This is a genomic window from Pseudomonas sp. NY15463 (assembly GCF_048068415.1).
GTDB lineage: Bacteria > Pseudomonadota > Gammaproteobacteria > Pseudomonadales > Pseudomonadaceae > Aquipseudomonas > Aquipseudomonas mosselii_C.
Genome location: NZ_JBLUQD010000005.1, coordinates 480992 through 493772, shown reverse-complemented (window position 1 = coordinate 493772; position 12781 = coordinate 480992). Strand labels below are relative to the sequence as shown.

Here is a 12781-nt window from a genome sequence, read left to right as displayed (position 1 = left end):
CAAAGCCTTTCACAAGCCCCTCTCCCCCACGCTAACGTCCCCCTTACCAGTCCGACCCCACACCCGGCGGAGGCCTCCATCACCTGATTGCAGAAGGACTCCCCATGAGCAAGCGACACATCAAACTCGGCGCGATGATTCACGGTGTCGGCCACGGCTGGGGCGAGTGGCGTCACCCAGACGCCCTCGCCGATGCGAGCGTCAACTTCAGTTTCTACAAACAGCAGGCGCAACTGGCCGAGGCGGCGAAGTTCGACTTCGCCTTCATCGCCGACAGCCTGCACATCCATGCCCGCTCCAGCCCCCACTACCTCAACCGTTTCGAGCCGCTGACGATTCTCTCGGCATTGGCCGCCGTCACCTCGCACATTGGCCTGGTGGCCACGGTCACGGTCAGCTACACCGAGCCCTTCCAAGTCGCCCGCCAGTTCGCATCGCTGGACCTGATCAGCGGCGGGCGCGCCGGCTGGAACGTGGTGACTTCATGGTTGTCGGGCACCGCCGACAACTTCGGTAAGGCCGAACACCCGCCACACGCCGTGCGCTACCGCATCGCCCGCGAGCACGTCGAAGTGGTCAAGGGCCTGTGGGATTCGTGGGAGGACGACGCGTTCACCCGCGATAAACAGTCCGGTGAATTCTTCGCCCCCGACAAGCTGCACACCCTCGGCCACCAGGGCGAGTTCTTCAAGGTCAAGGGGCCGCTGAACATCCAGCGCTCGCCCCAGGGCCAGCCGCTGATCTTCCAGGCCGGGGTGTCCGAGGACGGGCGCAACTTTGCCGCGCAAAACGCCGATGCGATCTTCGTCAGCCCCGAGTCGTTCAGCGATGCCCGCGCCTACTACCAGGACCTCAAGCAACGCGCCGCCAAGCATGGCCGCGATCCGCAGCAGCTGTTCATCCTGCCGGGTATCCGCCCCATCGTCGGGCGCGACGAGCAGGAGGTGGAGCGCCGCTACCAGCAGGCCGTGGATCTGGTGAGCATCGAGGATGCCCTCGTTGCCTTGGGCCGGCCCTTCAACGACTACGACTTCAGCCAGCACGCGCTGGATGCGCCCTTCCCTGACCTGGGCAGCCTGGGTGACAACAGCCACAAGGGCACCGCCGACCAGCTCAAGCAACTGGCCCGTGACGAGCAACTGACCCTGCGCGAACTGGCGCTGCGCTTCTCACGCCCGCGTCGTGACTTCGTCGGCACTCCCGAGCAGGTAGCCAACGCCTTGCAGGACTGGTTCGAGCACGAGGCCGCCGACGGTTTCATCATCAACCAGTTGCTGCCCGATGGCCTGCAGCACTTCACCGAGCTGGTGGTGCCGCTGTTACAGGCGCGCGGGCTGGTGCGCAGCGAATACACCGGCAACACCCTGCGCGACAACTTCGAGCTGCCGGTACCGGCCAACCGCAACACCCTGCGCCGCGAGCACAGCGCGGTGGCGTGAGATCGCCGGGGCCGCCTGGCGGCCCCCTGCCCATGAACCCATAAAAGGAAGTTTGCTCCATGCCCCTCGAATTCATCGGCCTCATCGGGCCCCAGGAAGGCAGCGAATCACAGGCACCTCGCGGTCCGTTGGTGGACCTGGAATTCATCAAGGCGTTCGCCCAGGCCCAGGAGTACGGCGGCTTCGACAAGGCACTGCTGGCGGTCAACACCAGCGCGCCCGACTCGATGATCCTGGCCAGCTATGTGGCCGCGCTGACCGAGCGCATCGGCCTGCTGGTGGCGCACCGCCCAGGCTTCCAGGCGCCGACCTTTGCCGCCCGTCAGTTCGCCACCCTCGATCAGCTCAGCCGTGGCCGCGCCTCGATCAACGTGATCACCGGTGGCGACAGCGGCGACTTGCAGCGCGACGGTGACTTCCTCGACAAGGACGCGCGCTACGCGCGCACCGACGAGTACCTGGACGTGCTGCGCAACACCTGGACCCAGACCGCGCCGTTCGACCACCACGGTGCGCATTACCGCGTCGAAGACAACCTGACCCTGGTCAAGCCGGTGGACAAGCTGCCGATCTACTTTTCCGGCGCATCGGATGCCGCCGTGGAGGTCGCCGCCAAGCACGCCGACGTGTACATGATGTGGGGCGAGCCCCTGGAGCAGGTGCGCGAGCGCATCGCCAAGGTGCGCAAGGCTGCCGCCCGCTACGGGCGCGAAAAGCACATCCGCTTCAGCCTGTCGCTGCGACCGATCCTCGGCGCCACCGAGGACGAGGCCTGGGCCCGTGCCGAACGCATTCTGGCCGATGCCAAGCAGCGCATCGGGATCCGCCAGGGCAACCGCCGCGAGAAGAACTTCGGCAAGAGCAACGTCGGCTCCGAGCGGCTGGTGCAGTTGGCCGGCAAGGTGCACGACACCCGCTTGTGGACCGAAATCGCCGCGCTCGGCGGCGGCGCCGGCAACTCCACGTCACTGGTGGGAACGCCAGACCAGGTGGCCGAGGCGGCGTATGCCTACCATGAGCTGGGGGTGAGCACCTTCCTGTTCCGAGGCTTCGACCAACTGCGCGATGCGGTGGAGTACGGGCAGGAGCTGATTCCCCGAATCAAGGCGCTGGTGGCGCAAACGGAGTCTGCGCGCGATCAGCGAAGAGCCTGACTTGTACCAGGGCTGACAACCATGGCCTGACAGGTACAGATGTGGGAGCGGGCTTGCCCGCGAACACCGGCAAAGCCGGTGCCATCCACCGAGTCGCCTGCTTCGCGGGCAAGTCGGGGCGCCGAACCGCCGCTCCCACAGGGTACGCGGAGCGCTTGCGAAATCAGTTCTCTGCGCGACAGCGCAGCCCAAAGGGCTGGGTGATCTCCCACATGTGTTGCAACGTACCAAACCTGTCAGGCAATGGTTGCCAGCCTTGGCACATGTCTTAAGACAACCGTTGCTTTCGGCTCGAAACCATTAAATGCACTAATTACATTTTATAAGAAAAATAAAATCACAAAAACACATAATTAACTTAGAACAAAATAGCCTTTCACAACCCCCGTAAAGACCATTAAGTTCTGTAAACCGACCCCGACATGGCGGAGGCAAATGGATTCGTGCCAACCGTCGTCGGGCCTCGCCATGCGTCCGCCTGCCCTGTTGCGCACATCCGAACCAACCTTCTCGGAGACCGTGACATGGGATTGTCCCGTAGAGATCTGATCGCCCGCCTCGCCGCCATTGGCGGCTATTCGGCGGCACTCGGCGCGCTGGGGCAGAACGCCCTGGCCGCCACCTTCGAACCCCTGCAACTGGCTGCCAACGGCGGCAACGGCAAGCGCGTGGTGATTGTCGGCGCAGGCATATCCGGGCTGGTATCGGCCTACGAGCTGCGCAAGGCGGGGTTTTCGGTCACCGTGCTGGAGGCCCGCGAGCGGGTCGGCGGCCGCGTCTGGACCTTGCGCCAAGGCGACCGTATCGAACACAACGATAGCAGCAGCCAACGCGTCGAGTTCGACCAAGGCCAGTTCTTCAATGCTGGCGCTGCGCGCCTGCCCAGCCACCACCTGACCATTCTCGGCTACTGCCGCGAGCTTGGCGTCGAATTGCAGGTGCTGGTCAACAGCAGCCGCAACGCCCTGGCCCAACCCGATCTTGCCCGCCCGCCGCTGCTGCTGCGCCAGGCGGTCAATGACACCCGTGGACACTTCAGCGAGCTGCTGGCGCGCAGCGTCAACCGCAACAGCCTGGATGCTGAACTCGACAGTGGCCAGCGCAAAGCGCTGTTGGACTTCCTCAAGGTCTACGGCGACCTCGACAGCCAACAGCAGTACCGCGGCTCGGTACGCGCCGGCTACACCCGCTTCGCCGGTGCCGGCGACCAGACGCCGATCCAGCGTCAACCGGTGCCGCTGGAGCAGTTGCTGGACAGCAACCTGCTGCTGCCACTGGTGTTCGACGAGATCCCCGAGTTCTCCTCGACCATGTTCCAACCGGTGGGCGGCATGGACCAGATTCCCAAGGCGTTCTACCGCAAGGTCCAGGACAGCGTGCGCTTGGGCGCCGAGGTGCTGGGCGTGGAGACCGGCGAGCACGGCAGCAAGGTGGTGTGGCGTGACCGCAAGAGCGGCCAGCAGCACGTCGAGCACGCCGACTACGCCATCGTCACCCTGCCCCTACCGCTGCTGGCCAAGTTGCCGAACAACTTCGATGCGCCGTTCAAGCAGGCCATCGCCAGTGCCGAGGGCGACAAGGCCAACAAGGTCGCCTGGCAATCGCCACGCTTCTGGGAGACCGACTTCCAGATCTACGGCGGCCTCAGCTACATCAACCACGAGGTGCGTACCCTGTGGTATCCCAGCGACCGCCTGAACAGCGCCGAGGGCGTCCTGGTGGCCACCTACAACACCGGCAGCGTGGCCGAGCAGTTCGCCGCCAAACCACTGCAGGCGCAGATTGCCTCGTCGCGCCAGGCCGTTGAGTCGCTGCACCCTGGCCACAGCCAGAAGCTTGGCCGGCCGGTGGTGGTGAACTGGTCGAAGATCCCCTTCAGCGAAGCGCCCTGGATCGTCCACGACGAAGTCGCCCAGCCCGGCTACGACCGGCTCAACCAGCCCCAGGGCCGCACCTGGCTGGCCAGCGATGCGCTGGCCCACGGCGGGGTCGGCATCTGGCAGAACAGCGCCGCCGAATCCGCACGCCGCGTGGTCAGCCTGATCGCCCGGCACGCCAGCCAGACCACCCGCGGCGCTGCCGCCTGACCCCTTCAGGAAACCTGCCCATGCCTCGTCTTCTTCTGCTTGCCGGAGTGCTCATGTCCCTCTCCCTCAACGCCCAGGCCGACGCCATCAAGCGTGTCGCCCCACCCGGCTCGAACTTCCCGATCTCGCAACTGGTCACGCTGCCGGCTGGCAGCCAGCTGACCTTCATCAGCGGCACCCTGCCGGATGTGGCCGACCCCAAGGCCCCCAAAGGCAGCGTCGCAGCCCTGGGCAACACCGAGACGCAAACCCGCTCGGTGCTGAAAAAACTGCGCGCAGCGTTGCACAGCCAAGGGCTGGATCTGGGCGACATCGTCCAACTGCGGGTGTTTCTGGTGGGCGATCCCGCCAACGGTGGCGCACTGGATTTTGCTGGGCTGCAAGCGGCGTACACCGAATTCTTCGCCACCGCCGAACAACCCCGCACCCCGACCCGCACCGCCTTGCAGGTGGTGGCCTTGCCACTGCCAGGTGCGCTGGTGGAAATCGACGCGATCGCGGCCAAGGCGCCTTGAGCGCGCCACCCCGCTCAACAAGGAACAGCGTGCATGAAGCCAGTCTTTACCTCTGCCTCGTTGCTCCCCGTGGCCTTTGCCGCCGGGTTGCAAACCTCCCCGACCCTGGCCGACGAGCCTAGCGCCCAAGCTTTGGGCACGGTCATCGTCACCGGCAACCGGGGCGCTGAAAAACGCACCGTCACCACCAGCCCAGTGCCGATCGACGTGATCAGCGCCAAGCAATTGCAGGACACCGGCAAGCCCGGCCTGATGGAGGCCCTGAGCGCCAGCGTGCCGTCGCTCACCCTGCCGGAAAAGACCGGCTGGGACGCCAGCGGTATGGCCCGTGCGCCCAACTTGCGCGGGCTCAATGCGGCCCAGGTGCTGGTGCTGGTCAACGGCAAGCGCCGCCACACCAGTGCCACGCTGAACATCAGCGGCATCAACGCCGGTGCCGCGCCGAGTGACCTGGACCTGATCCCGATCAGCGCCATCGACCACGTCGAGGTGCTGCGCGACGGCGCTGCTGCCCAGTACGGCTCGGACGCCATCGCCGGGGTGATCAACGTGATCCTCAAGGCCGATACCCGTGGCACTGCCGTGACCACTGCCGGCCAAGGCTACGACGGCAAGAAACAGACCGTGCAGCAAAGCCTGAACAAAGGCTTCGAGATCGGCCACGACGGCATCCTGCAACTGGCCCTGGATGCGCGCAGCCAGAACGACGACAACAAGGCCAGCGCCAACGGCTACAGTCAGGCCGAGGCGCTCGGGCAGGCGGGCAAGGTCACCTACGGCGGCTACGGCACGCCGAAGATCAACCTGCTGACCCTGGGCTACAACGCCGAGTTGCCGCTGCAAGATGACCTGAGCCTGTACTCGTTCAGCACCTGGTCGTACCGCAAGGCCGAGCAAGGCCAGAACTTCCGTCTGCCGACCATCGCCAACACCGTCACCATCGGCCCCAACGGTCGCCCCTATGGCTACACCCCCACTTGGTACATCGAGGAATACGACTACCAAGCCGCGTTCGGCGCCAAGGGCCTGGCCGGTGCCTGGGACTGGGACCTGTCGAGTACCTACGGGCGCAACCAAGCGGCCCAGGGCACCTGGAACAACCAGAACCCATCACTGGGCGCCGCCACGCCCAACCACTTCGAATCCGGCACCTGGGTCAGCTCGCAATTGACCAGCAACCTCGACCTGCGGCGCAGCTTCGAGGTGGGCCTGAGCAAGCCGCTGGATTTTTCCTGGGGCCTGGAGCAACGCCGCGACACCTATCAGGTGCAAGCCGGCGACTGGGCCAGTTGGGCCGACGGCGGCTACTGCCCTACGCCCGGCAACTGCGCCGCCTCCGGCGCCCAGGTGACCAACGGCATCTCGCCGAACGACGCCACCAGCGCCAGCCGCAACAGCTATGCCGGATACCTGGATGTGGGTTTCAACCCGTTGCCGCAGTGGTACTGGGGCGCGGCGGTACGCTATGAGCACTACGACCGTGGCATCGGGGCCACCCGCAGCGGCAAGCTCACCACCCGCTACGAGTTCACCCCGGAACTGGCGCTGCGGGCCACGGTAAGCAACGGTTTCCGCGCACCGTCACTGGCCAACAGCCTGTTCAGCGCACGCTCCACCACCTACGGCGTGGTCAATGGCGTGTACCAGTCGATCAACTACGGCGTGCTGCCGGTGGATTCGGCGGCAGCCAAGGCGCTGGGTGCCGAGGCGCTGAAACCGGAGAAATCCACCCACTACAGCCTGGGCCTGACCTGGCAGCCCAGCGAGCGCCTGAGCTTCACTGCCGACGCCTACCTGATCAACGTGCGTGACCGCATCACCCTCACCGGCACCCTGCTTGGGCCAGAGGTCACCCAGGCGCTACAGGACAACGGCATCGACTCGACCTCTGGCGGCCAGTACTTTACCAACGGCGCCGACACCCGCACCAAGGGCTTGGACCTGGTGAGCAGCTACGATCACGACCTGGGCCGCGCGGGCACGCTTAAGTGGACTGCGGCGTTCAACTGGAACGACACCGAGATCCTCGACTACAAGGAAAGCGTGAACATCCTCGGCACCCCCTATGAGCTGATGAACCGCCAGGCGCGCAACCTGCTCACCGAGGTACAACCACACACCAAGCTGATCCTGGGTGCCAACTGGCGGTTGGATCGCTACCGGGTCAACCTGGGGCTGACCCGCTATGGTTCCTGGCGCGAGGTCAACGCCGCCAACGACCGCTCGCTGGACCGCGAGTACAAGGCCCGCTGGATCACCGACCTGGATGTGGGCTACCAGCTGACCAAGGACCTGGAACTGGCGGTGGGGGCGCGCAACTTGTTCGATGTGTACCCCGAGCGCCAGGCGCCAAGCAGCAAGACCATGCTCAAGGGGTATGGCGTGTACTCGCCGTACGGGTTTACCGGGGGGTATTACTTTGGGCGGATGACGTACAGCTTCTGAACCGCGTACAGCGCGGTACCTGTAGGAGCGGCCTTGCCGGAGCGCCGGACCGGCCAGAAAGGGCTGCAAAGCAGCCCCGGGATCTCGGCCAAGGCACATATTGTCGGGGCCGCTACGCGACCCTTTCGCGGCACAAGGCCGCTCCTACAGGGTCGTGCGATGTCCAAATCAACACCGGCTTAGCCGGTGCCATCCACCGCGTTGCGTGCTTCGCGCCAGCCCTCCCACACGCGTACCTAGCGACTGAAGCGCGGAATCGAAAGCCCCAGGCTCTCGCGCAACGTGCTGCCCTCGTACTCTGTGCGGTACACCCCGCGCTCCTGCAACAGCGGCACCACTTCCTGGGTGAAACGACGGAACTGCCCGGGATGCCCGATATAGATATTGAACCCGTCCAACGCCCGCGCCTCGAACCACTCGGCCATCTTCGCCGCCACCGTCTGCGCAGAGCCGACGAACGCGCCGGGACGCAGCTGGCGCCCGAACTCCACTGCCTGGCGCAGGCTGAAGCCCTTGTCGCGGGCCTGGTCGGCGATGCGCTTGGCATTGGTGAAGAAGCTGCTGCGGGCGAACTCCAGGCTCTGTTGCGGGAACGGCGCATCCAGATCGTACTGGCTAAAATCGTGCCAGCCGAAATTGCGCCCGAACTCCTTGAGCGCCAGCTCGAAGCTGTGGTCAGCCTGGTGGTAGTGACGCTCGATCTCACGGGCGTGCTCGTCGGTATCGCCCACGTAGATCTCAGCGCCCGGCAGCACCAGTAACTGCTCAGGATCACGGCCCAGGCGCGCCGCGCGGCCCTTGATGTCACGGTAGAACGCCTGGCCCTGCTCGATGCTCGCGGCATGCGTGAACACCACATCGGCGGTGGCTGCACCCAAGTCGCGGCCTTGCTCGGAGTCACCGGCCTGGAAGATCACCGGCTGGCCCTGGGGCGAGCGCTGGATGTTCAGCGGCCCGACCACCGAAAAATGCTCGCCCTTGTGGTTCAACCCATGCAGCTTGGCGGGGTCGAGGAAGCGGCCGCTGGCGCGGTCGCGGGGGAAGGCGTCGTCCTCGTACGAATGCCACAGGCCTTGCACCACCTGCACGTGCTCCTGGGCACGGGCATAGCGGGTGTCATAGTCGTAGTGCTCGTCCAGACCGTAGTTACCGGCGGTGCCCGCATCGCCGCTGGTGACCACGTTCCAGCCGGCGCGGCCCTTGCTGATCAAGTCCAGCGAGGCGAGCCGGCGGGCGACATTGTAAGGCGCGTTGTACGAGGTGGTGAGGGTGCCGACCAGACCGATATGGCGGGTACTCACGGCCAGGGCCGAGAGCAGGGTTAGTGGCTCCAGGCGGTTGAGGTAGTGCGAGGGCGAACCCTCGGTGATGAACTGGCTGTCGACGATGAACATCAGGTCGAACAGGGCGGCCTCGGCCTGACGGGCGATGTCGATGTACCAATCGATGTTGACGCTGGCATCGGCGGGCAGTTCGGGGTCCAGCCACAGGTTGTGTCGGCCGGGGCCGCCGCAGCCCATGGTCAGGGCGCCGAGCTTGATTTTGCGTTGGGTCATACGGGGGAGTCCTTTGCAATCAAGGGGAGGCCTTCGCGGGCAAGCCCGCTCCCACAGGGATTTACGCTCGGCCTGTAGGAGCGGGCTTGCCCGCGAAGGAGTCGACGGAAATCGTCAGTGCTGGCTGACAGTCGGCTGCTCGATGGCCGCGCCAAACGAGGTGTCGAACAGGTCGGCGGCCGGGTAGGCCTGGATCAGCCCGAGCCCGGCGAAGAAGTCCACGGTCTTCTGCGCGTCGACGATGACCTGCGGGTTCAGCGGCGCCAGGTCGGTACGCGCACGCGCAAACCAGGCGCGGGCAATGTCACGGTCGGCGCGCGTGCGCTTGGCCCAGGCATCGGCGTAGGCCTCGGTGTGCGCCGGGTCGCTCAGGGTCCACTCGCGGGCCTTCTTCAGGCGTTGTAGAAAGTCGGCAATCTGCGCCCGCTTGGCCTGCACCGCCTTGCTGTTGGCGACTACGAAACTTTGCGCAGGAATGATCCCTTCGGCGGTGGCCAGCACCCGGGCCCCCTGGCGCTCCTGCTGGGTGACATAGGGTTCCCAGGTGGCGATCACGTCCACCGCGCCCCCGTCCAGCGCGTGGGAGGCGTCCAACGCGCTGAGGTAGCGCAGCTCCAACGCATCACGCGGTACGCCGGCCTTGTCCAGGGCACTGAACAGCAACTGCTGGCTCCAGGAGCCCTTCCAGATTGCCGCACGCTTGCCGCGCAGGTCTTGCAGGCTGTGGATTGACGAGTCCTTGCGGGCCAGGATGGCCACCCCTTCGAGGTTCTGCCGGCTGACGGCAATCACCTTGATCGGCGCGCCCAAGGCGCCCAGGAACAACGGCGGCGCATCCCCCAGCAGGCCGATGTCGAGGCTGCCGACGTTAAGCGCCTCGGCCACCGGGGAGCCTGCGGTGAACTGCTTCCACTCAAGCGTATAAGGCAGGCCATCGAGTACTCCGGCGGCTTCCATCACCGCACGGGCATTGTAGCTTTGGTCGCCGACCACCAAGGTTTGGGCGGCGGCGGCGAGGCTGAAGGTGGTAGCCAGCACAGTGGCGGCCAGTTGCTTGAAGTAACGCACGGGGGTCTCCAGATGCCCGCCTGGGGCATGTCAGGGACGATCCGCGCGTGCGGTCTCGTGGCAATTGTTTTATATCTTTTAGGTCTTACTTAGCTGATTTTTATAATCTATAGATCAATCATGCGGCTGTGAAATGCGCTTTGGGCATAACCTCATGCCTTTGGCGCTGGCTGGATTTGAAAGCAGAATCGCTTTTGTGTAAATGCACTATTTGCATATTAGCTTATGATAATTTTGCATTTTACGAATAGAAAAAGGCTTTGCTAGGGTGACAACAAACCCGAACGCCGAGCCTGAACCATGAGCCAAAACCCGGCGCGCTTGCGCCACTTCATCGAGAGCCTGGCCGGGCTGCTCGACCAGCAGCCCGACGAAGCCACCCTCCTCGACCGCGGCCAGGGCCTGCTGGCCAGCCTGGTCGCGCATGACGACTGGCTGGCGGAAGAACTCGCCCAACCCGATGCGCAGCGCTATCAGCAGTACCTGCTGCACTGCGACTCGCGCCAGCGCTTTTCGGTGGTCAGCTTCGTGTGGGGGCCGGGCCAGCGCACGCCCATTCACGACCATCGGGTCTGGGGGCTGATCGGCATGCTCCGCGGCGCCGAATACTCCCAGGGCTTTAGCCGTGACGCCGCGGGCGCGTTGCAGCCGAGTGGCGCACCGCTGCGCCTGGCGCCGGGTCAGGTGGAGGCCGTATCGCCGCGCATCGGTGACATCCACCAGGTCAGCAATGCCTTCAGCGACCAGGTATCGATCAGCATCCACGTCTATGGCGGCAATATCGGCGCAGTCAAGCGCGCGGTGTACGCCGAAGATGGCAGCGAAAAACCGTTCATTTCCGGCTATTCCAACAGCCGCCTGCCCAACATCTGGGACCTGTCCAAAGAGAACCCTGCCCCATGAGCACAGTCACCACCCGACGCTACCAAGACATCCGCCGCGCCCTGCTGGACCGCGAGGAGCTGGCCCTGATCGATGTGCGCGAAGAGGACCCGTTCGCACAGGCCCATCCGCTGTTCGCCGCCAACCTCCCACTGTCGAAACTGGAGCTGGAGATCTACGCCCGAGTGCCGCGACGTGACACCGAGATCACCGTCTACGACGATGGCGAGGGGCTCGCCGCAATCGCCGCGCAGCGGCTGCTGGCGCTGGGCTACAGCGATGTGGCCGTGCTCGAAGGCGGCCTGGCCGGCTGGCGCGCCGCTGGCGGCGAGCTGTTTCGCGACGTCAACGTCCCCAGCAAAGCCTTCGGTGAGCTGGTGGAAAGCGTGCGCCACACTCCATCGCTGGCGGCCGAGCAGGTACAGGCGCTGCTCGATGCAAAGGCTGACGTGGTGGTGCTCGACGCGCGGCGCTTCGATGAATACCAGACCATGAGCATCCCCGGCGGCATCAGCGTACCCGGCGCCGAACTGGTACTGCGCGTAGCAGAACTGGCACCGGACCCAGCCACCCAGGTGATCGTCAACTGTGCCGGACGTACCCGCAGCATCATCGGCACCCAGTCGCTGCTCAACGCCGGTATTCCCAACCCGGTGGCGGCCCTGCGCAACGGCACCATCGGCTGGACCCTGGCCGGGCAACAACTGGCCCACGGCCAGGACAAGACCTTCACCCAGGTGAGCGCCGGCACCCGCGCCAACGCTGCCCGCCAGGCGCGTGCGGTGGCCGAGCGCGCCGGCGTGCAGCGCCTGGACCACGCCGGGCTCAAGGCCTGGCAGGCGGACGCCAGCCGCACCACTTACCTGTTCGATGTGCGCACCCCCGAGGAGTACGCCGCAGGCCATCTGCCCGGCAGCCGCACGGTGCCCGGTGGCCAGCTGGTGCAGGAGACTGACCATGTGGCCAGCGTGCGCGGCGCGCGTATCGTGCTGCTGGACGACGATGGCGTACGCGCCAACATGAGCGCATCGTGGCTGGCGCAGATGGGCTGGGAGGTGGCGGTGCTGGAGGGTCTGTCGGCAGCCGATTTCAGCGCCAGGGGCGATTGGCAGCCGCCGCTGCCGGCGCTGCCCACGGCCAACGCGATCAGCGTCGAGCAGTTGCAAGACTGGTTGCAGGAGGACGGCACCGTGGTGCTGGACTTCACCACCAGCGCCAACTACGTCAAGCGGCATATCCCCGGCGCACATTGGGTGATCCGCGCGCAGTTGGCCGCTGCGCTGGAGCAACTGCCGGTCGCCCAGCGCTATGTACTGACCTGCGGCAGCAGCCTGCTGGCGCGCTTCGCCGCGCGCGACCTGCAAGCGCTCACGCGGACTCCGGTGTACCTGCTCGAAGGCGGCACCGCGCGCTGGATCGCGGCCGGGTTGCCACTGCAAAGCGGCGAGACCCACCTGGCCGTAGCGCGCAGCGACCGCTACAAGCGCCCGTACGAAGGCACCGACAATCCGCGAGCGGCCATGCAGGGCTACCTGGATTGGGAATTCGGGCTGATCGCTCAACTGGAGCGTGACGGCACCCATGGGTTCGTAGTCCTGCCCTGACACAGTCCGCGCCTGACGTGCCGTGGGCACC

Annotated in this window: 9 protein-coding genes; 7 read left to right on the top strand and 2 right to left on the bottom strand. The window is 65.5% G+C overall.

From position 1 onward, the window contains the following. Window positions 1–104: 104 nt before the first annotated feature. The 5 genes from ACNFIC_RS15490 to ACNFIC_RS15470 all read left to right on the top strand — a co-directional run bounded on the left by ACNFIC_RS15490 (window position 105) and on the right by ACNFIC_RS15470 (window position 7640). The gene (locus ACNFIC_RS15490; RefSeq protein ID WP_138220822.1) at window positions 105–1439 is read left to right on the top strand and encodes an LLM class flavin-dependent oxidoreductase; all 1335 of its coding nucleotides are present in this window, start codon (window positions 105–107) and stop codon (window positions 1437–1439) included. Window positions 1440–1498: 59 nt separating this feature from the next. Further along, a complete protein-coding gene (locus ACNFIC_RS15485; RefSeq protein ID WP_416781340.1) occupies window positions 1499–2593 on the top strand; it encodes an LLM class flavin-dependent oxidoreductase in 1095 nt (364 codons plus the stop codon). Between the two features lie 524 nt (window positions 2594–3117). After that, window positions 3118–4680, top strand: a complete 1563-nt coding sequence (locus ACNFIC_RS15480; RefSeq protein WP_416781339.1) for an NAD(P)/FAD-dependent oxidoreductase — start codon at window positions 3118–3120, stop codon at window positions 4678–4680. A 20-nt stretch (window positions 4681–4700) separates the two neighbouring features. Next, window positions 4701–5195: a RidA family protein gene (locus ACNFIC_RS15475; RefSeq protein WP_171030987.1), complete on the top strand. Its 495-nt coding sequence runs from the start codon at window positions 4701–4703 to the stop codon at window positions 5193–5195. Window positions 5196–5228: 33 nt separating this feature from the next. After that, window positions 5229–7640: a TonB-dependent receptor plug domain-containing protein gene (locus tag ACNFIC_RS15470; protein WP_138220825.1), complete on the top strand. Its 2412-nt coding sequence runs from the start codon at window positions 5229–5231 to the stop codon at window positions 7638–7640. A 236-nt stretch (window positions 7641–7876) separates the two neighbouring features. On the opposite strand, the gene ACNFIC_RS15465 is transcribed toward ACNFIC_RS15470, so the two are convergent. Both ACNFIC_RS15465 and ACNFIC_RS15460 read right to left on the bottom strand, forming a co-directional pair. After that, window positions 7877–9196, bottom strand: a complete 1320-nt coding sequence (locus tag ACNFIC_RS15465; RefSeq protein ID WP_416781338.1) for an LLM class flavin-dependent oxidoreductase — start codon at window positions 9194–9196, stop codon at window positions 7877–7879. Window positions 9197–9310: 114 nt separating this feature from the next. After that, complete coding sequence (locus tag ACNFIC_RS15460; protein WP_138220827.1) at window positions 9311–10264, bottom strand: ABC transporter substrate-binding protein; 954 nt, start codon at window positions 10262–10264, stop codon at window positions 9311–9313. A 300-nt stretch (window positions 10265–10564) separates the two neighbouring features. Between ACNFIC_RS15460 and ACNFIC_RS15455 the strand changes: the two genes are divergently transcribed. Further along, the gene (locus ACNFIC_RS15455; RefSeq protein WP_138220828.1) at window positions 10565–11167 is read left to right on the top strand and encodes a cysteine dioxygenase; all 603 of its coding nucleotides are present in this window, start codon (window positions 10565–10567) and stop codon (window positions 11165–11167) included. After that, on the top strand, window positions 11164–12750 hold the full coding sequence (locus tag ACNFIC_RS15450; RefSeq protein WP_416781337.1) for a rhodanese-related sulfurtransferase: 1587 nt from the start codon (window positions 11164–11166) through the stop codon (window positions 12748–12750). Before ACNFIC_RS15455 ends, ACNFIC_RS15450 begins: the two co-directional genes overlap by 4 nt. Window positions 12751–12781: the final 31 nt, after the last annotated feature.